The sequence below is a fragment of the Acidovorax sp. KNOB132 genome, assembly GCF_057541515.1.
The window spans coordinates 1-20,104 of the sequence record NZ_BAAJYT010000002.1; the positions used below are offsets into that span (position 1 = coordinate 1).

The following is a 20,104-nucleotide window of genomic DNA, read 5'->3' on the forward strand; positions in this document are numbered from 1 at the left end:
CATAGCGTCGGGTTCTCCAGCGCGATGAGGGCGAAGTGCGCGCCGGGCCGCGCATGCAGCGCCTCGGCCGCGCGCAGGGCCCCCACGACGCCGGAGGTTTCGTTGGCGTGCTGGCCGCCGCTCAGCAGGATCGGGGCCTCGGTGCCGGTGCGGTACAGGCCCAGCACCTCGCGCCCCTGGCGGCTGCGCGCGGAAAAGCGCTGGCCGCCCAGCCGCGCCATCGCTTGTGCGATGCGCTCGGGCGGCGGAGCCTGGCCCATGTCGTCCAGGGCCTGTCCGGCCGTGGTGTCCGCCCAGGCGCCCGCGTCCTGTGCGGCCACGTCGAAGGCGCGCAGCGCGATGCGCAGGCGTGGCGGGCCGTCGTGTTGGCGGATGTCGGGCACGATCTGCCCGGGCTGCAGCCGGCGGTCGCCCGCAGGGCGGCCGGAGTGCTGCTGAAAGAACTCGAGCAGCGAAAAATACAGGTCTTCGTGCAGGGCCTCGTGCAGGCTCATGCATTCGTGCGGCGTGGACAGCGGCTGCTCGAAGCCCGGCAGGTCGACGCGGATGTCCAGCCGTTCGAAATAGGGCTCCTGCGCGGGCCAGGCATGCTCCCGCAGCGTGCGCATGGCGTGCGCGAAGAGGTCTTCGAAATCGGTGGATTCGGCCGCATCCTGGTTGCTGTCCGGCGCACCGGACGCGTCCACGCGCAGCCAGCCCGTGGGCGACAGCAGCGGGTCCGGGCTGGTGGGGTCTTCGTGCACCCGGTTGGGTGCGAAGACCCGATCGACCGTTTCGCGGCCATCGCGAAAGCGCAGCGCCACGCCGTAGTGCAGGTCGTCGGCCCCGGGTTCGAACCGCAGGTCGCACCCGGCCAGGAGGTCGGCCAGCGGATAGGCCTCCAGCAGAAAACGCCCGGGCGAGCCGGTGGCCGGCACTGGGTAGCGCACCGTGGCGGCGGCCAGCTGGGCGGTATCGACCTCTTCCAGAAAGTAGTGCACCAGGGGCTTGTAGGCACTGCGAAACCGCGCCACCACGCCCACCGCCGCAAGGCGTTGCTCGGCCGCGCGCCGTGCGACCACGCCCTCGAACAGCCAGCCTTCGATGCGGGCGCCGCGAGACACGGGTTGGCCGAAACGCTCCACCCAGGCGGACAGGGTGCGGGGAAAGGTCTGGTCCAGCAAGGGACGGTGGGGGACGAAAGAGGCCATGCGATTCGGTACCTGCGGCGCCCCGGTGACGGGGCTAAAGGAAAGGACCGCCCATTGTCATCGGGGCGATGCCGCCGCGGTGTACAGGCCGGACGCCGCACGGGGCGGATGCACGACGATGTTGCTGTACCCGCGGTAGGTGCCGTTCTTGAGCTCGTCCGTCACCCAGACGATCCATTCGGGCGGGTGGCCCCTGCCGTGGTCGATGGTGCCCACGACCTCCAGGCGGAAGAACTGCTCCGGGGTTTCCACCTGGACGGCGCTGCCTTCGGACTGGTGCGTGCCGGGCAGCAGCGCCCGGAGCGTGTGCTTCTTGCCATCGGCGCGATTGCGCAGCGACGAGGGGAACGACCGCAGGTCCAGTTTTTCATACAGGGTTTTGCCCTGCTTGCCGGAGGCGGCGGCCTTCTGCGCGACGAAGGGCTTGCCGGTGATCACGCGGATGCTGTCGCACAGCCGGTATTCGCTGCGGATCTCGAAGTTGCGGGTCGACTCGACCGGCTGGCTCTTCGGCAGCAGGTCCGAATATTCGAGGCAGTTCTTGGCCGAAGCGCCATTGTCGAACGCGAGCGGCGTGCGCTCTGCCGTGAGCGAGGCCTTGAGGTTCTGCAGCGCCGAGAGCAGTTCCGGGTTGGTGACATGCACCACACCGACCGCGTGGTCGGCGCCAGGGTTGGCAGGTGCAGCATGCAGGGTGGCGCAAGCCATCGCGGCGCTGGCCAGGGCGATCCATCGTTTCATTTGACTTTCTCCAGCAGGGCGGCTTCCTTGCCGCGGCGGGTGGGATACACATCCCCGAAGTTCTTGAGCAGCTTGACCGCTTCGGTCCAGTCCTGTTCGGTGACGGCCTTCCAGAACTTCGGCGTGGCGGCATCCAGGTTGACGCCGTACTGGAACGACACCGACGCGATGACGGTCTGCGCTTCCGCCGGCAGGTCGATGAAGTTCTTCTTGGCGGCCGTGGCCGAATCGTATTTGAGCTTCACGCTCGCGATGTGGCTGGCCTTGGTGGCCTTGTCGATGGATTCGGCCTCGGCGGCAGTGATCGTCAGCGGGGTCTTCTCGATCAGCGTCTTGGCATCCGCGCCCTTGGTGCCGAGGTAGGGTTTGAGCTTGGTGACCAGGCCGCTGGCCAGGCCCAGGTTCTTCAGATCGCTCTCGGAGCGCTGGCCCAGGTCGAACCCGGTCGCGATGGTCACCCCGCTCTTGCTCACGTTGGCCGCCGGCACGTAGCCGGTGGTCAGCGAGCCGCCCTCCAGGGCGCTCAGGAAGGCATAGTCGATTTGTTCTGGCATGTCTGGTGGATGAAGGGGATCGGTGGCTGCCGCAGTCGTTGGAATGGGCTGGTTCGTTGAGGGGGCGGGGCGCCGAAATCGCCCACGCAATGAATGCAAGCGGGCCGCAGCGGCGTGCCGCGGGCCGAAGATATCATCGAAAAAGGTCGGCAGATCGTGGATGCTCTCCTGTCTCGCAGGTGATGCCTGCGTCAATGTTGTCCAACCATTTCATTCGTAACAGGCTGAGGAAAGCATCGACATGGCAACGCAACTGTGGCAGTTCTGGGTGGACCGTGGCGGCACCTTCACCGACGTGGTGGGCCGCCGGCCCGACGGCACCCTGGTCACGCACAAGCTGCTGTCCGAAAACCCCGGGCACTATCGCGATGCCGCGGTGGCCGGCATCCGCCACCTGCTGGGCCTGCAGCCCGGCGCGCCCGTGTCACCCACGCAGGTGGAGTGCGTGAAGATGGGCACCACCGTGGCCACCAACGCGCTGCTGGAGCGCAAGGGAGAGCCCACGCTGCTGGTGACCACGCGGGGCTTTCGCGATGCGCTGCGCATCGCCTACCAGAACCGCCCCCGCCTGTTCGAGCGCCGCATCGTGCTGCCCGAGCTGCTGTACAGCCGCGTGATCGAGGCGCAGGAGCGCGTGGGCGCCCATGGCGAGGTCGAGCAGGCGCTGGACGAGGCCCACCTGCGCGAGCGCCTGTGGGCCGCCCACGACGCGGGCCTGCGCAGCGTGGCCATCGTGTTCATGCATGGCTACCGCTACACCGCGCACGAGCAGGCGGCGGCGCGGCTCGCGCGAGAGGCAGGCTTCACGCAGGTGAGCACCTCGCACGGCACCAGCCCGCTGATGAAGTTCGTGAGCCGGGGCGACACCACGGTGGTGGATGCCTACCTGTCGCCCATCCTGCGCCGCTACGTGGAGCAGGTGGCCGCCGAGATGCCGGGCGTGCCGCTGTACTTCATGCAGTCGTCGGGCGGGCTCACCGATGCGCACCGTTTCCAGGGCAAGGACGCGATCCTCTCCGGCCCGGCCGGCGGGATCGTGGGGATGGCGCGCACGGCGGAGCTGGCCTTCGCGGGCGAGGCAGGCGGCGCAGGAGGTGCAGGCGGGGCCGCGGGCCCTGGGGATTCGGTGCGCGTGATCGGTTTCGACATGGGCGGCACCTCCACCGACGTGAGCCACTACGCGGGCGAGTTCGAGCGCGAGTTCGAAACCCAGGTGGCGGGCGTGCGCATGCGCGCGCCGATGATGAGCATCCACACCGTGGCCGCCGGCGGCGGCTCGCTGCTGGAATACGACGGCGCGCGCTTTCGCGTGGGCCCGCAGAGCGCGGGCGCCAACCCGGGGCCGGCCAGCTACCGCCGGGGCGGGCCGCTGGCCGTGACCGATGCCAACGTGATGGTCGGCAAGATCCAGCCCGCGCACTTTCCGCACGTGTTCGGCCACGGCGGCAACGAGCCGCTCGATGCGGGCGTGGTGCAGGCCCGCTTTGCTGACCTGGCGGCGCAGGCCGGCCGCCCCGCGCACGACGTGGCCCACGGCTTCATCCAGATCGCGGTGCAGCAGATGGCCAATGCCATCAAGAAGATCTCGGTCGCACGGGGCTACGACGTCACGCGCTACACCCTGCAGTGCTTCGGCGGCGCGGGCGGGCAGCATGCCTGCCTGGTGGCCGATGCGCTGGGCATGCAGCGCGTGTTCGTGCACCCGCTGGCCGGCGTGCTGTCGGCCTATGGCATGGGCCTGGCCGACCAGAACCTGATCCGCGAACAGGCGGTGGAGGCGCGCCTGTCGCCCGAGGCCCTGGGCGGCATCGCCCACACGCTGGATACGCTGGCCGAGGCGGCCCGGGCCGAAATGGCACAGCAGCAGCAAGGCGGTGCGCCGGTGTCGGTGCGCCGCCGGGTGCATGTGCGGTACGAGGGCTCGGACGCGGCGCTGGTCGTGCCCGTCGGCGAGGTGCCGGAGGTGGCGGCCATCACGGCGGGTTTCGAGGCCGCCTACCGCCAGCGCTTCGCCTTTCTCATGCGGGGCCGGGCGTTGATCGTGGAGGCGGTCTCGGTCGAGGCGGTGGTGGCCGGCGACGCGCCGGTCGAGCCGATGCAGGCCCTGCAACCGCCGCGCGAGGCGCCGCGCCGTGGCACCGTGCGCATGTACACCGTGGGCGTGGACGGCGTGCCCGCGTGGCACGACGCGGCCCTGGTGGTGCGCGAGGACCTGCGCCCCGGCGACGTGATCGCCGGCCCGGCCATCATTGCCGAGAAGAACGCCACCACCGTGGTGGAGCCGGGCTGGCAGGCCGCGCTGACGGCCCTCGACCACCTGGTGATCGACCGCACCACCGCGCGCAGCGTGCGGCATGCGCTGGGCACCACGGTGGACCCGGTGCTGCTGGAGGTGTTCAACAACCTCTTCATGAACATCGCCGAACAGATGGGGCTGCAGCTGCAGAACACCGCGCACTCGGTGAACATCAAGGAGCGCCTGGATTTCAGCTGCGCACTGTTCGACGCCGAAGGCCACCTGATCGCCAACGCGCCCCACATGCCGGTGCACCTGGGCTCGATGGGCGAAAGCATCAAGGCGGTCATCCACCGCAATGCCGGGCGCATGCAGCCGGGCGACGTGTACGTGCTGAACGACCCGTATCACGGCGGCACGCACCTGCCGGACATCACCGTCATCACCCCCGTGTACCTGGCCGAAGAGGCCGAGCCCACGTTCTACGTCGGCAGCCGCGGCCACCATGCCGACGTGGGCGGCACCACCCCCGGGTCGATGCCGCCGTTTTCCACGCGCATCGAGGAAGAGGGCGTGCAGATCGACAACGTCAAGCTGGTGGAGCGCGGCGTGCTGCGCGAGGCCGAAATGACAGCCCTGCTGCAAAGCGGCGAATACCCCAGCCGCAACCCGCAGCAGAACCTGGCCGACCTGAAGGCGCAGATCGCCGCCAACGAAAAGGGCGTGCAGGAACTGCGGCGCATGGTGCAGCAGTTCGGCCTGCCCGTGGTGCAGGCCTACATGGGCCATGTGCAGGACAACGCCGAGGAGTCGGTGCGCCGCGCCATCGCCCGCCTGGCCGCCCGGCTCCAGAACGGTGCCTTCACGCTGCCGCTGGACAACGGCGCGCAGATCCAGGTCGCGGTGCGCGTGGACGCCGCCGCCCGCAGCGCGGTGATCGACTTCACCGGCACCTCGGCGCAGCAGGCCAACAACTTCAATGCCCCCACCGCGGTGTGCATGGCCGCGGTGCTGTACGTGTTCCGCTCGCTGGTGGACGACGACATTCCGCTGAACGCCGGCTGCCTCAAGCCGCTGGAGGTCATCATCCCGCCCGGCTCCATGCTCAACCCCCTGCCGCCGGCGTCCGTGGTGGCGGGCAACGTGGAGACCTCCACCTGCATCACCAACGCGCTGCTGGGCGCTTTGGGCGTGTCGGCGGGCAGCCAGTGCACGATGAACAACTTCACCTTTGGCAACGATCGCCACCAGTACTACGAGACCATCTCGGGCGGCAGCGGCGCCGGTGGGGTGTTCGGCGACGGAGGGGAACTGGTGGAGGGTTTCGACGGCACCGGTGTCGTGCAGACGCACATGACCAACTCGCGCCTGACCGATCCCGAGATCCTGGAGTTCCGCTTTCCGGTGCGGCTGGAGAGCTACGCCATCCGCGCCGATTCGGGCGGGGCGGGGCGCTGGAAGGGCGGCAACGGCGGCGTGCGCCGGGTGCGTTTTCTCGAACCCATGACGGCTGGCATCCTCTCCAACGGGCGCCGCCACGGCGCGTTCGGCATGGCGGGCGGCCAGCCGGGGCAGCCGGGCATCAACCGCGTGGTGCGTGCGGACGGCCGGGTGGAGATGCTGGAGCACATCGGCCAGGCGCAGATGGAGCCGGGCGATGTGTTCGAGGTGCACACGCCGGGTGGCGGCGGCTTCGGCGGGGCGGGTTCTTGATTCGAGCGGAAAAGGCCGCCAGCGCATATTCCACTAGGGCATCATGCTATTGAATTGGTAGCGTTCGGCTGTGTCCAGCCACCGATGCCGCTCGTCCGGTACGGACCGTTCGGCATGTGGTCAAACAGGCCGTGGCGGCATGTTCTTCTAGGGTATATTGCTATAAATTTGGTAGCAAATGCGTCGAAGGAGGCGCCGAGAAGCTACGCCGAGAAGCTACGCCGAGAAACGCGCCGAGAAGATGCGCCGACGATCGCCTCAGGAGTCTCGGTCGGTGCTCTCGTGCAGGCGGCTCAGGCTGGGCGGCACGTTCTGGCCGGCCCGGCGCGCGCGGAACAGGGCGGCGCGCATCAGGAAGATGTTGGTCACCGGCACGGTGACCGCCACGAACAGGCCGATGAGCAGCGCGTGCAGCGCCAGCCCGGCGCCCTGGACCGAAAAGTACAGCAGCGTGGCCAGCACGATGCACCAGCACCCGAGCGTGGCGATCACGGACGGCGCGTGAACCCGCTCGAAGTAGGTCGGCAGGCGCAGCAGCCCGAGCGACCCCAGCAGGGCGATGCCGCACCCGGCCAGCACCAGGGCCGCGATGGCGATCTCGGCCCACAGGGGCAGGGTGGTGGCGGTCATTCGATCACCTCGCCGCGCAGCAGGAACTTGGCCATCGCCGTGGAGCTGGCAAAGCCCAGCAGCGCGATCAGCAGCGCCGCCTCGAAGTAGTTCGTGCTGCCGTAGTAGATGCCCAGCACCAGCATGCACAGCATGCCGTTCAGGTACATGCAGTCCAGGGCCAGCACCCGGTCCTGCGCCGACGGGCCCTTGAGCATGCGCACCAGGGCGCAGGACATCGCCAGCACCAGCAGGAAGACGGCGACCGGCAGTGCGATGGACAGGATGGAACCGTTGGTCATGATTCGAAAATCTCCATCAGGGGGCGCTCGTAGCGCGTTTTGACGTGATCGATGGCGGCCTGCTTGTCGTCCAGCTCCAGCACGTGCAGCATCAGCACCGAACGGTCCAGCGACAGTTCGGCCCACGACGTGCCGGGGGTGATGCACACGATCATCGCCAGCACCGCCAGGGCGTTCGGGTCGCGCATCTCCAGTGGAATCTGCACGAAGCCCGGCGGGTGCGGCCGGTGGCCCGATGGCGTCGCCAGAAAGCGCAGCAGACGCAGGTTGGACACCACGCTGTCGGCGATGACGGACGCCACCAGCCGCAGCACGGTGCCGGGCCTGCGGATGCGCACCGGCAGGGGCCGCAGGCCACGCGTGAGCACCGGGATGGCGATGGCCACGCACGCCGCCAGCACGAGCTGCCCGGCGCTCACCGAGCGGTTGAGCATCAGCCACATCACGAACAGCGCCACGGACAGCAGCGGGGCCGGGAACAGCCGCTTCATGGCGTCTCCTTCGCGGGCGGCTGCGCCGGCGTGACCGGGCCGGGCACGGGCCGCGCCGACATCACCGCGCGGATGTAGCTGGACGGTGTGTGCAACGCGTTGGCGGTGGCCTGCGTGAACCGCATCACCGCGCCGGCGTACAGCGTGAGGCCGATGCACCCGGCCAGCAGCAGCGCGATCGGCAGGCCTTCCAGCACGCGCAGCTGGGGCGGGCGGCGGTCGTGCGTGGTCCAGAAATAGCGGATGCCGGTGCGGGTGAGGGCGATCAGCGCGAACAGGCCGGTGACGATCATCAGCGCCAGCAGCACCCATCCCGGCGTGCCGGGCTGGTAGCCGGACGACGAGCCCAGGCCCAGCGGGTTGAGCAGCGCCGTCAGCATGGCGAACTTGCCCACGAAGCCCGACAGCGGCGGCAGCCCGGCGATCACCAGCGTGCACAGCAGGTAGGCCAGGCCCAGGAAGGCGGCGGCGGCGGGAATGACCCGGCCGATCAGCACGGTCTCGTCCTCGTCGAGGTTCAGGCCCGCGGCGGGCACCAGCTCGGCCGTGAGGAAGGGCGCGTCGTCGTGCCGCTCGTGCGGCGCGAGCGTGGCGCCGTCGTTGCGCCAGCGGTCGATCAGGTCGCCCAGCAGGAACATCGCGCTGATCGCGAGCGTGGAGCTGGGCAGGTAGTACAGCAGCCCGGCGGTCAGCACGTTCTGCCCGAAGCCGGCCGCCGCCAGCAGCGTGCCGGACGAAAGAATGGCCGCATAGCCCGCCAGGTGCGTGAGCCGCTGCGACCCCAGCATGCCGATGCCGCCGAAGGCCATGGTGATCATGCCGCCGCCGATCAGCCACAGGCTGCCGAACAGCGCGGAGGCGCCGGCCTCGCTGCTGAACATGAGCGTCCACAGCCGCAGGATGGTGTACACGCCCACCTTGGTCATCAGCGCGAACAGCGCGCCCGCCGGCGCGGTGGCGGCGCTGTAGGCCGGCACCAGCCAGAAGTTGAGCGGCCACATCGCGGCCTTGATGAGGAAGGCCGTGGCCAGGATGGCCGCCGCTGCGTGCAGCAGGCCCCGGTCCGCCGCCGCCACCTTGGGAATGCTCTGCGCCAGATCGGCCATGTTCAGCGTGCCGGTGATGCCGTACAGCATCGACACGCCGATGAGGAACAGCGACGAGGCCGCCAGGTTGATGGCGATGTAGTGCAGCCCGGCCTGTACCCGAGTGCGTCCGGAGCCGTGCAGCAGCAGCCCGTAGGAGGCGGCCAGCATGATCTCGAAGAACACGAACAGGTTGAACAGGTCGGCGGTGAGGAACGCGCCCGCCAGCCCCATCAGCTGGAACTGGAACAGCGGGTGGTAGTGCACCCCGGCGCGGTGCCAGCGCGCGGCCGCGAAGACGATGGAGCACAGGGCGACGGCACTGGTCAGCACCAACATCATGGCCGAGAGCCGGTCCAGCGCCAGCACGATGCCGAACGGCGCGGGCCAGTTGCCCGGCAGGTACACGCCCATGGTGGTTGGCACGGTGGCCTGGGCCGTCCACAGCAGCAGCGCCGTGGCCACCAGCAGGCCGAGGAAGGTGGATGCGATGTTCAGGCCCAGCTTGAGCCGCTGGCGCTCTTCGCGCAGCAGCAGCATCAGCGCGGCGGTGAGCAGCGGCAGCACGATGGGCACCAGCATCAGGTGCGGCATCCATGCGGAAAGGGCGTGCGCGAGGGCCGGGGTCACGGCATCTCCTGCACGTCGTGCGAGCGCGTGCCGTCCACATGGTCGGTGCCCGACATGCCGCGCGATGCCAGCAGCACCACGAGGAACAGCGCCGTCATGGCGAAGCCGATCACGATGGCGGTCAGCACCAGTGCCTGCGGCATGGGGTCGGCATAGTGCAGCAGGTCCTTCGGAACACCTTCCACCAGCACGGGCTCCTTGTTGATGGCCAGGCCCAGGCGGCCCATGCTGAAGATGAACAGGTTGACCGCATACGACAGCAGGGCCAGGCCCATGATGACCTGGAAGGTCCGCGGGCGCAGCAGCAGCCACACGCCGGAGCCGGTGAGCACGCCGATGGCAATGGCGAGAACGATTTCCATCAGCGGGGTCCTCCTTCGGGGGCGGTGGCGTCGGGGCTGGCCGCCAGTTCGGCCTCGCGCTCCTCGGCCAGGCGCGCGTGGTAGCGGTGGCCCCGCACCGATTGGTGGGCGATGGCGGTGAGGATCAGCAGCGTCGAGCCGACGACCAGGGTGAAGACGCCGATGTCGAAGAACAGCGCGCTGGCGATGTGGATCTCGCCGATCACCGGCAGGTGCAGGTGCGCGGTGTGGCTGGTCAGGAACGGATAGCCCAGCGCGATGGCGCCCAGCCCGGTGCCCAGGGCGAACAGCAACCCCGTGCCGATCCAGCGGCGCGGGTACAGCGGCAGATGCGCCTCGACCCAGTGCGTGCCCGAGATGATGTATTGCAGCAGCAGCCCCACCGACAGCACCAGCCCGGCCACGAAGCCGCCGCCCGGCTCGTTGTGGCCGCGCATGAACATGTAGAACGACACCAGGGCCGTGAATGGCAGCAGCAGCCGCACCAGCACGGCGGGCACCATCAGGTAGCCGATGGCGGTGTCGGCCGCATTGCGCGGGTTGAGCAGGTCGGTCTGCAGATCGGCCGGCATGTTGCGCTGCTGCTCGGGCAGGTCCATGGTCTCGCGCGCGGGGCGGAAGCGGCGCAGCAGCGCATACACCGTCAGGGCGACGATGCCCAGCACCACGATCTCGCCGAAGGTGTCGAAGCCGCGAAAGTCCACCAGCATCACGTTGACCACGTTGGTGCCGCCGCCCTCGGTCTGCGCGCGCTCCAGGAAGAAGGTGGAGGTGCTTTCGGGGAACGGCCGGCTCATCATGGTGAAGGCCAGCCAGGCCATGCCGCCGCCGGCGGCCAGCGCCACCGCCATGTCGCGCAGCCGCCGTGCCCGCACGATGCCCGGGTGGGTGGTGTCCACGCCGCGCAGCCGCTCGTCGCGCCGTGGCAGCCAGCGCAGGCCCAGCAGCACGAGCACGGTGGTGACGATCTCCACCACGATCTGCGTGAGCGCCAGGTCGGGCGCCGAGAACCACAAAAAGGTGATGCAGGTGCACAGGCCCGCGCCGCCCATCAGTGTCAGCGCCGCCAGCCGGTGGTACTTGGCCTGCCACGCGGCGGCCACCGCGCAGATCGAGCCCAGCGTCCACAGCACGACGAAGGCCGGCGACAGGGGCAGCGTGCCGCGGTCGCCGAGCTGCAGGCCCTGTGTCCACAGCGGCAGGGCCGCGCCGGCCAGCGCCGCCAGCACCAGCCACAGCATTTGCCACTGCAGTCGCGGCGTGGCCATCAGCCGCCGCCCGTTGTGCCCGCACAGCGTGAGCCAGGTGAGGGCGATCTCGAACAGGCGCCGTCCGCTCACGCGGTAGATGAGCGGGGGCGCATCCACCTTGCCGGCGGCGCGCTGGCGGCGCAGCAGAAGGTAGAGCGCGGTGCCGCCGCCCAGGGCGACCAGGCTCATCACGAAGGGGGTATTGAAGCCGTGCCAGATGGCCAGGCTGAACTCGGGCAACGGGCCACCGACCACCGGCCGCGCCGCCGCGTCCAGGTACTGGCCGACCGACCACGCGGGAAAGATGCCGACCACCAGGCAGGCCAGCACCAGCAGTTCCACCGGCACGCGCATCCAGTGCGGCGGCTCGTGCGGCTGGCGCGGCAGGTCTTGCGCGCGCGGGCCCCAGAACACGTCCACGATGAACCGCAGCGAGTAGGCCACGCTGAACACGCCGGCCAGAGTGGCGGCGACTGGCAGCACGGTCGCCACCAGCGGCGAGGCGTCGAGGAACACCGTCTCGGCGAAGAACATTTCCTTGGACAGAAAGCCGTTGAGCAGCGGCACGCCCGCCATGGAAGCGCTGGCCACCATCGCCAGGGTGGCCGTCACCGGCATCATGGTGCGCAGCCCGGACAGGCGCCGGATGTCGCGCGTGCCGCTTTCATGGTCCACGATGCCCGCCGCCATGAAGAGCGAGGCCTTGAAGGTGGCGTGGTTCATGATGTGGAACACCGCCGCCACCGCCGCCAGTGGGCTGTTCAGCCCCAGCAGCAGCGTGATCAGGCCCAGGTGCGAGATGGTGGAATACGCCAGCAGCCCCTTGAGGTCGTTCTGGAACATGGCCGCGTAGCCGCCCACCAGCAGCGTGCACACGCCCGCGCCGCCCACCAGCCAGAACCAGGGCTCGGTGCCGCCCATCACGGGCCACATGCGCGCCAGCAGGAAGACGCCCGCCTTGACCATCGTGGCCGAGTGCAGATAGGCCGACACGGGCGTCGGCGCGGCCATGGCGTTGGGCAGCCAGAAGTGGAAGGGAAACTGCGCGCTCTTGGTCAGCGCACCCAGCAGCACCAGCACCAGGGCCGCCAGGTACCACGGGTGGTTGCGGATCTGCTCGCCGGCTGCCAGCACATGGTCGAGGTCGTAGCTGCCCACGATGTGCCCGATCACCAGCATGCCTGCCAGCATGCACAGCCCGCCCGTGCCCGTCACGGTGAGCGCCATGCGAGCGCCCCGGCGCGCGTCCTGGCGGTGGTACCAGTAGCCGATCAGCAGGAAGGAGAACAGGCTGGTGAGCTCCCAGAAGAAGGCCAGCTGGATGATGTTGCCCGACAGCACCACGCCGGCCATGGCGCCCATGAACGCCAGGAAGAACGAGAAGAAGCGCGGCACCGGATCGGCCGGCGACATGTAGTAGCGCGCATACAGCACCACCAGCGAGCCGATGCCCAGGATCAGCATGCAGAACATCCAGGCGAATCCGTCCATGCGGATCACCAGGTTCAGCCCCAGCGCGGGCAGCCAGGGGATTTCCTGGCGCAGCACCCCGCCCGCGGCGATCTCCGGAAAGTACAGCGCAGCCTGCACCGCACAGAACAGCGCGATCGCACCGGCGAGCGTGGATTCGGTGTTGCGCGCGTTCGACGGCAGCACCGCCGCCAGCAGGCTGCCGATGAAGGGGAGGAGGACGAGGAGGATCAGGGGCATGCCCGAACGATTCTACGGGCATGCCTTTCGGACATGCTATGAATACCCTAGCAGAGCCCGGAGATTGGGCGTGCTGCGGGCTCGCAATCCGTTGGGTGTCTAACGCGACGCGCCCGCCATGGGCGGCGATGGAACGGCTGCGGCCGGTGCGCCGTCGAACGCGGCACCGTTCACCGTGAGGCCTTCGCTGGACAGGCGCGCGGCAGAGGCCTTGCCCAGGCCCGGGACGCGGCCGACGAGGTCCGGCCAGTTCTGGAACGGACCCTTCTCCCGGGCCTGGAGAATCCTGGCCGACAGCGCCGGGCCGATGCCTTTGACCCCGTCGAGGTCGGCGACGGACGCCGTGTTGACCTCCACCGCCGCCACGGCGGCGACGCAGTGAACGGCTGCGGCCATGGCCATGGCGATCAGCAGGGCCTTGGTCCCCCGCAGCCTCATAGCTCTTCCACGCGCCGGGCGGGGTAGCTGTCCCAGGTCTGGCAGCCGGGGCACTGCCAAAAATGCTGCCGGGCCTCGAAGCCGCAGGCCGCGCAGCGGTAGCGGGTGAGCGGCTTGGTCGCCTGGTCCAGCGCCTTTTGCACCTGGGGATGGAACTGCTCGTGCTCCAGTGTTTCCTGCGCCAGCCACTTCGCGGCCGCCACCAGCGAGGGCTCCTTGTCCAGATGGCGCACGTACCACTGCGGCCCGGGCGTGACGCGTCGCCCGAGGCGGCGTCCATCGACACGATGGCCTCCAGCATGTCCAGCGACGGCGCCCGCTCGTAATGGCCCAGCAGCAACTGGTAGGTTTCCTCGGCGCGCTGGGTGGCTGCGCCCACCTCGACCAGCAACGGGGCGGCCAGGGGCAGGGCGCCGGGCGATTCGCGCGAAAGCTCCAGCAGCGTGGAAAACGCCTGTTCCGGCCGGCCGCAGCGGTGGTGCAGGCGGGCCAGTTCGATGCGCGGGCGGGGCGCGTGGGGCGCGGCGGCCACGGCCTCTTCGAACTGCGCCTGCGCGGCTTCCTGGTCGCCTTGCGCGGCCCGCGCGATGGCCTGTTCGCACAGGTAGTGGGCCTGCCGCGTGCTGAAGTCGCCCTGGTGCGATCCGTGCATCTTGCGGGCGATGGCCGCCGCCTGCGGCCAGTCGCGCGAGCGTTCGTAGATGGCCAGCAGGGCCAGGCGCGACTGGCTCTCGAACGGCGTGTTCTCCAGCCGCCGCAGGGCATCTTCGGCGCGGTCGAGCAGGCCGGCCTTGAGGAAGTCCAGGGCCAGCGCATGCTGCGCCCGGTCGCGGTCGGTGCGGCTCAGGTCGCCGCGCGACAGCAAGTGCTCGTGCACTCGGACGGCACGGTTGTACTCGCCACGGCGGCGAAAGAGGTTGCCCAGCGCGAAATGCAGCTCGGACGTGTCCGGATCGTTCTGCACCGCCTCGATGAACGCATCGATCGCCTGGTCCTGCTGCTCGTTGAGCAGAAAGTTCAGGCCTTTGAAATAGGCCTTGGGCGCGCGGCGGTTCTCCTCGCGCAATTGCCGCAGGTCGAAGCGGGAGGCGAACCACCCCAGCACGAACGCCAGCGGCAGGCCCAGCAGCAGCCAGCTGAAATCAAATTCCATGGATGGAGGGCGGTTGTTGTTGCAGGTCCGGCACGGCTGGAGCCGCGACCGGTGCGGGGGCCGGGGCTTCAGCCGGCAACGCGGCCTGTGCGCGCCGGGCGGCGCTGCGGTGCTTCCACCAGCGGGGCACCATGCCCAGCACGCCCACGACGACCCCGGCCGCGAAGGCCGTCAGCACGACGAGCACCAGGGGGGCGCTCCAGTGCGTGCCGAAAAAGAAGTGCACGGTGGCGTCTTGCTGGTTGTTCAGTGCAAAAGCGAACAGGGTAAAAAAAAATGGCTGCCTTGAGCAGCCACAGGAGGTATTTCATGCGTCTCCCCGGTGGTGTGGGGGCATTCTACGGGCACGCCGTGGCGCGTCTGCCATCTGCGCCGATACCCGTGCCACGGGCTCCCGGCGCTTGACAGCCAAGCGCAGGCAGCTATCAATTTTGATGTTTTTGCGACGGTGCATCGACGATGCCCATTTCGACCGTGCGCTGGTCTACGGCTTCGCGCAGGGCCTTGCCGGGCTTGAAGTGGGGCACGCGCTTTTCCGGGATCGCCACGGCTTCGCCGCTGCGGGGATTGCGGCCCATGCGGGGCGGGCGGCGGTTGACCGAAAAGCTGCCAAAACCCCGGATCTCGATGCGGTGGCCACGCACCAATGCGTCGCCCACGGCGTCCAGAATGGTCTTGACGGCGTATTCGGCATCGCGCTGGGTGAGCTGGCTGAACCGTGCCGCCAGTTCTTCAACGAGGTCTGATCGGGTCATGGAATCCTAGTCTTTGCAACCTGGGAAACAGAACAAAAAGAAGCGGGCGCACGAGGCGCCCGCCATTCACAACCGCCGAAGCGGTCGTTGCCTGACTCTCGGATTACTTGTCCGAGTTGTCCAGCTTGGCGCGCAGCAGGGCGCCCAGGCTGGTCGTGCCGGCGCTTTCGCGGCTCGATTGCTGGCTCAGGTTGGCCATGGCGCCTTGCTCGTCGGCCATGTCCTTTTGCTTGATGGACAGCTGGATGTTGCGGGTCTTGCGGTCCACGTTCACCACCACGGCCGTGACTTCGTCGCCTTCCTTGAGCACATTGCGGGCATCTTCCACGCGGTCGCGGGAGATTTCCGAAGCGCGCAGGTAGCCGATGATGTCTTCGCCGAGGTCGATTTCAGCGCCACGGGCGTCCACGGTCTTGACCTTGCCGGTCACCGTCTGGCCCTTGTCGTTCACCGTCACGAAGGTGGTGAATGGGTCGCCGTCGAGCTGCTTGATGCCCAGCGAGATGCGTTCGCGGTCCACGTCCACGGCCAGCACGATCGCTTCGACTTCCTGGCCCTTCTTGTAGTTGCGAACGGCGGCTTCGCCGGTTTCGTTCCACGACAGGTCGGACAGGTGCACCAGGCCGTCGATGCCGGCAGCCAGACCCACGAACACGCCGAAGTCGGTGATCGACTTGATCGGGCCCTTGACGCGGTCGCCGCGCTTGGTGTTCTGCGCGAACTCTTGCCATGGGTTGGCCTTGCACTGCTTCATGCCCAGGCTGATGCGGCGCTTGTCTTCGTCGATCTCGAGGACCATGACTTCGACTTCGTCACCCAGCGATACGAGCTTGGAAGGAGCGATGTTCTTGTTGGTCCAGTCCATTTCGGAGACGTGCACCAGGCCTTCGATGCCGGGTTCCAGTTCCACGAATGCGCCGTAGTCGGCAATGTTCGTGACCTTGCCGAACAGGCGGGTGCCCGAAGGATAGCGGCGCGAAACGCCCATCCAGGGATCGTCGCCCATTTGCTTGAGGCCCAGGGACACGCGGTTCTTTTCGGTGTCGAACTTGAGGATCTTGGCCGTGATTTCCTGACCGGCCGTGACCACTTCCGAAGGATGGCGAACGCGGCGCCATGCCATGTCGGTGATGTGCAGCAGGCCGTCGATGCCGCCCAGGTCCACGAACGCACCGTATTCGGTGATGTTCTTGACCACGCCCTGGACGATGGAGCCTTCCTTCAGGGTTTCCATCAGCTTGGCGCGCTCTTCGCCCATGGAGGCTTCCACCACCGCGCGGCGCGACAGCACCACGTTGTTGCGCTTGCGGTCGAGCTTGATGACCTTGAATTCCAGGGTCTTGTTTTCGTAAGGCGTCAGGTCCTTGATCGGACGCGTGTCGATCAGCGAACCTGGCAGGAAGGCGCGGATGCCGTTGACCAGCACCGTGAGGCCACCCTTGACCTTGCCGCTGGTCGTGCCGGTGACGAATTCGCCGGATTCCAGGGCCTTTTCCAGCGCCAGCCAGGAGGCCAGGCGCTTGGCGGTGTCACGCGACAGGATGGTGTCGCCGTAACCGTTTTCGATCGAGCCGATGGCCACGGAGACGAAATCGCCCACCTGGACTTCGACTTCGCCCTTGTCGTTCTTGAACTCTTCCAGGGGCACGTAGGCTTCGGACTTGAGGCCGGCGTTCACCACGACGAAGTTGTGTTCCACGCGCACGACTTCGGCGGTGATCACTTCGCCCGGACGCATTTCGGTGCGTGTCAAGGACTCTTCGAAAAGGGCGGCAAAAGATTCAGACATGTATTTCCTAAAGCCGCAAACAGGGTTCCGACAGCACCATCGCCATCGTTTTTAAAGCTGCCTGCGGAGGTTTTTTGCGGCAAAACCGCGGTTAGGTTGGAGAACCGCACGGCCTGGGCACTGGGTGCCTGTGGGGCCGGGCGGGCCTGTCCGGGGCGTGAGCCTCGGCTTGCAACCCCGTGCCTAGGTGGCGAAGGGCTGTCGTTCCTGCCACCAGGCAAGTACCTGCTCGACAGCCGCATCGACCGTGAGCGAGGAGTTGTCCAGAACCAGGGCATCCTGCGCCGGCTTCAAGGGCGCAACGCTGCGGGAACTGTCCCGGGCGTCGCGCGCCTCCAAATCGGCGCGAAGGTCTGCGATGCTAGCCGAAATCCCCTTTGAAATCAACTGTTTATGCCGGCGTTCGGCCCGGCATGCCGCGCTGGCGGTCAAGTAGACCTTCAAGGCGGCCTGGGGAAAGATCACGGTGCCCATGTCGCGCCCGTCCGCCACGAGTCCCGGAAGCCGCCGAAAGCTGTGTTGTAGGGCCACCAGGGCCTCCCGCACGGCGGGCAGTGCGGAGACGCGCGACGCATTCATGCCCGCTTCTTCGGTGCGGATGGTATCGGTCACATCATCGGCGCCGAGCCAGATCCGCCCGCCTTCGAATCGCACGGGCAGCCCGCGTGCGAGCGTCGCGATGCGCGGCTCGTGCGCCGCATCGATCTGCAGGCCCGCCCGCAAGGCCGCCAGCGCCGCGATGCGGTACATGGCGCCTGAGTCCAGAAACCGGTACCCCAGTCGCTGCGCCACGGCGGCGGCCACGGTGCCCTTGCCGGATGCGGTCGGGCCGTCGATGCAGATCACCGGAATGCGTTCCGTGGGGGTTTGCGTGACGGAAAACAGTGCCTCGAAATAATCCGGAAACGTCTTGGCCACGCACTTGGGGTCTTGGATGCGAACGGGCAGCGCCGCCGGATTGAAGGCCGCCAGTGAAAAGCACATGGCCACGCGGTGGTCATCGTAGGTGTGGATGCTGGCGGCCCGCCAGCCGGCAGGCGCAGCCGGGGGCGTGACGCGCAGGAAGTCCGCGCCTTCCTCCACCGTGGCGCCGAGTTTGCGCAGCTCGGTCGCCATGGCGGTCAGGCGGTCGGTTTCCTTGACGCGCCAGCTGGCGATGTTGCGCAGCGTGGTCGTGCCTTCGGCATAGAGGGCCATGACGGCCAGCGTCATGGCGGCGTCGGGAATGTGGTTGCAGTCCAGATCGATGGCCTTGAGCGGCCATGCGCCGCGGCGGATCTTCAGCCAGTTGGGCCCGCCCGTGACCTGTGCGCCCATGGCCTGCGCGGCCTCGATGAAGCGGATATCCCCCTGGATGGAGTCTTGCCCCACGCCCAGGATCTGCACGCCGTCGTCGTGCTCGGCAACGCCGGCGATGGCGCCCAGCGCAATGAAATAGCTGGCCGAAGACGCGTCGGCCTCGACGTGGATGCTCCCGGGCGAACGGTATCGGCTGCGGGCCGGGATGGTGAACCGCTGCCACCGGTCATGCTGTACATCGATGCCGAACCGCGCCAGCAACTGCAGCGTGATGTGGATGTAGGGCCGCGAGATCAGCTCGCCCACCACCTCGATCACCACGTCTTGCTCGACCGCGACCAGTGGAAGCGCCATCAGCAGGGCGGTGAGGAACTGGCTCGACACGTCACCGCGCACGGAAATGGGCCTGGACAGCGATAGCGGCGGCACGCCTTGGGCGTGTGCAATGCGAAGGGGTGGAAACCCTTCGTTGCCCAGGTAGTCGATGCGGCAACCGAGCTGGCGCAGCGCATCCACCAGGTCGCCGATGGGCCGCTCGTGCATGCGCGGCACGCCGGACAACTCGAACTCGCCGCCCAGCAGCGCCAGCGCGGCCGTCAGCGGGCGCATCGCCGTGCCGGCATTGCCCAGGAAAAGGGCGGCCGGGGCGTTCGCGGGTTGGGTGCCCAGCCCCGTGATGCGCACGCTGGCGCCTTGCTCGTCCACCGTGCAACCCAGTTGCCGCAGTGCATCGAGCATGACCCGGGTGTCATCGGATGCCAGCAGGTCGTGGATTTCGGTGGTGCCTTCGCTCAGTGCCGCCAGCAGCAAAACACGGTTGGAGATGCTCTTGGAGCCTGGAAGCTGTATGGCGCCGCCCGCCGTGGACAGCGGCGGGAGGTCGAGAAACTCGGTGCTGAACATCAGGAATTGGGGGTGGGGGTGCGTTGGGCGCCCATGCGCCAGTGCGCGCGGGTTTCGCTGGCCAGGGTGATCAGGTCTTCCAGCGCCTGGGGATTGCCCTGCTGCATGGTCTGCTCCAACTGCTGCAACGCCTGCTGGAAAAGCCGCGACTGTGCCAGAAGCTCTTCGCGGTTGGACAACAGAATGTCTCGCCAGACCTTGGGGTCGCTGGCCGCGATGCGGGTGAAATCGCGAAAGCCCGGGCCTGCCAGGGACAGGAACATATCGCCATGGTCTTGCGCCGTGATGCTGTTCATCATGGCGAAGGCCAGCAAATGAGGCAGGTGGCTGACGGACGCAAAGGCAGCGTCGTGCGATTCGGGCGACATGCTTTGCACCCGGCAGCCCAGCGTGCGCCACACTTCTTCGGCCTTTTGCAGATGGGCGGTCAAGGTGCGCTCGGTCGGCGTGAGGATGACCTGGCGCCCGCTGTACAGCTCGGCTTCCGCGTATTCCACGCCGGACACCTCGCGCCCGGTGATCGGGTGGGCCGGAACGAAGGATCCCACCTGGTCGCGGAGGGCGCGGCGTGCGGCCTGCACCACGTCGGCCTTGGTCGAGCCCACGTCCATGATCAGCATCTGCGGTGTGACGAGGTGCTTGATGGCCTTGAGCGTGGCCTCGGTCGCGGCCACGGGGACGGCCACGAGCACGATGTCGGCGCCCGCCACGGCGAGCAACGCGGACGGTGCCTCGACATCGATCACGCCCATCTGGCGGGCGCGGTCGGTGGTGGACGGCGACTTGCTGTACCCGACCACGCGCTTGACGAGGCCGGCCTTCTTCATGGCCAGAGCGAACGACCCTCCCATCAGGCCGCAGCCGATCAACCCCAGCTGTTCAAACATGGCGGGC

The 20,104-nt window shown here is 68.2% G+C and carries 14 protein-coding genes and 3 pseudogenes; 1 reads left to right on the forward strand and 16 read right to left on the reverse strand.

Going from position 1 to position 20,104, the window contains the following annotated elements:
• The 3 genes and pseudogenes from AC27IO_RS00535 to AC27IO_RS00545 form a co-directional block, all read right to left on the reverse strand.
• Positions 1 to 1,190 (reverse strand): annotated as a pseudogene (locus tag AC27IO_RS00535) (M14 family metallopeptidase); the annotation flags it as partial.
• A gap of 57 nt (positions 1,191 to 1,247) precedes the next feature.
• Positions 1,248 to 1,931, reverse strand: coding sequence for a hypothetical protein (locus AC27IO_RS00540; RefSeq protein WP_498736685.1), 684 nt, complete (start codon positions 1,929 to 1,931; stop codon positions 1,248 to 1,250).
• A complete protein-coding gene (locus AC27IO_RS00545) occupies positions 1,928 to 2,485 on the reverse strand; it encodes a pesticin C-terminus-like muramidase (RefSeq protein WP_284403732.1) in 558 nt (185 codons plus the stop codon). Before AC27IO_RS00545 ends, AC27IO_RS00540 begins: the two co-directional genes overlap by 4 nt.
• Positions 2,486 to 2,726: 241 nt before the next feature.
• Between AC27IO_RS00545 and AC27IO_RS00550 the strand changes: the two genes are divergently transcribed.
• Positions 2,727 to 6,434, forward strand: a complete 3,708-nt coding sequence (locus AC27IO_RS00550; protein WP_498736688.1) for a hydantoinase B/oxoprolinase family protein — start codon at positions 2,727 to 2,729, stop codon at positions 6,432 to 6,434.
• 258 nt (positions 6,435 to 6,692) lie between these two features.
• On the opposite strand, the gene mnhG is transcribed toward AC27IO_RS00550, so the two are convergent.
• From mnhG to AC27IO_RS00615, 13 genes and pseudogenes are all read right to left on the reverse strand, one after another.
• Positions 6,693 to 7,064, reverse strand: a complete 372-nt coding sequence (mnhG, locus tag AC27IO_RS00555) for a monovalent cation/H(+) antiporter subunit G (RefSeq protein WP_284401042.1) — start codon at positions 7,062 to 7,064, stop codon at positions 6,693 to 6,695.
• A complete protein-coding gene (locus AC27IO_RS00560; RefSeq protein ID WP_284415051.1) occupies positions 7,061 to 7,345 on the reverse strand; it encodes a K+/H+ antiporter subunit F in 285 nt (94 codons plus the stop codon). Before AC27IO_RS00560 ends, mnhG begins: the two co-directional genes overlap by 4 nt.
• The gene (locus AC27IO_RS00565) at positions 7,342 to 7,836 is read right to left on the reverse strand and encodes a Na+/H+ antiporter subunit E (protein WP_284401041.1); all 495 of its coding nucleotides are present in this window, start codon (positions 7,834 to 7,836) and stop codon (positions 7,342 to 7,344) included. The genes AC27IO_RS00560 and AC27IO_RS00565 overlap by 4 nt, the downstream gene beginning before the upstream one ends.
• Positions 7,833 to 9,515, reverse strand: a complete 1,683-nt coding sequence (locus AC27IO_RS00570; RefSeq protein ID WP_284415099.1) for a monovalent cation/H+ antiporter subunit D — start codon at positions 9,513 to 9,515, stop codon at positions 7,833 to 7,835. The genes AC27IO_RS00565 and AC27IO_RS00570 overlap by 4 nt, the downstream gene beginning before the upstream one ends.
• 32 nt (positions 9,516 to 9,547) lie before the next feature.
• Positions 9,548 to 9,913, reverse strand: a complete 366-nt coding sequence (locus AC27IO_RS00575; protein WP_272568874.1) for a Na+/H+ antiporter subunit C — start codon at positions 9,911 to 9,913, stop codon at positions 9,548 to 9,550.
• On the reverse strand, positions 9,913 to 12,873 hold the full coding sequence (locus AC27IO_RS00580) for a monovalent cation/H+ antiporter subunit A (RefSeq protein WP_498736691.1): 2,961 nt from the start codon (positions 12,871 to 12,873) through the stop codon (positions 9,913 to 9,915). Before AC27IO_RS00580 ends, AC27IO_RS00575 begins: the two co-directional genes overlap by 1 nt.
• A 99-nt stretch (positions 12,874 to 12,972) precedes the next feature.
• A complete protein-coding gene (locus AC27IO_RS00585) occupies positions 12,973 to 13,311 on the reverse strand; it encodes a ComEA family DNA-binding protein (protein ID WP_498736693.1) in 339 nt (112 codons plus the stop codon).
• Positions 13,308 to 14,464, reverse strand: a pseudogene (gene lapB, locus AC27IO_RS00590) (lipopolysaccharide assembly protein LapB). The gene AC27IO_RS00585 and the pseudogene lapB overlap by 4 nt, the downstream one beginning before the upstream one ends.
• A pseudogene (locus tag AC27IO_RS00595) lies at positions 14,454 to 14,775 on the reverse strand (LapA family protein). Before AC27IO_RS00595 ends, lapB begins: the two co-directional pseudogenes overlap by 11 nt.
• A 114-nt stretch (positions 14,776 to 14,889) precedes the next feature.
• A complete protein-coding gene (locus AC27IO_RS00600; RefSeq protein ID WP_284415059.1) occupies positions 14,890 to 15,219 on the reverse strand; it encodes an integration host factor subunit beta in 330 nt (109 codons plus the stop codon).
• 103 nt (positions 15,220 to 15,322) lie between these two features.
• The gene (rpsA, locus tag AC27IO_RS00605; RefSeq protein ID WP_092739611.1) at positions 15,323 to 17,008 is read right to left on the reverse strand and encodes a 30S ribosomal protein S1; all 1,686 of its coding nucleotides are present in this window, start codon (positions 17,006 to 17,008) and stop codon (positions 15,323 to 15,325) included.
• A 183-nt stretch (positions 17,009 to 17,191) separates the two neighbouring features.
• Positions 17,192 to 19,210: a bifunctional 3-phosphoshikimate 1-carboxyvinyltransferase/cytidylate kinase gene (locus tag AC27IO_RS00610; RefSeq protein WP_498736697.1), complete on the reverse strand. Its 2,019-nt coding sequence runs from the start codon at positions 19,208 to 19,210 to the stop codon at positions 17,192 to 17,194.
• The gene (locus AC27IO_RS00615) at positions 19,210 to 20,097 is read right to left on the reverse strand and encodes a prephenate dehydrogenase (protein WP_284415064.1); all 888 of its coding nucleotides are present in this window, start codon (positions 20,095 to 20,097) and stop codon (positions 19,210 to 19,212) included. Before AC27IO_RS00615 ends, AC27IO_RS00610 begins: the two co-directional genes overlap by 1 nt.
• Positions 20,098 to 20,104: the final 7 nt, after the last annotated feature.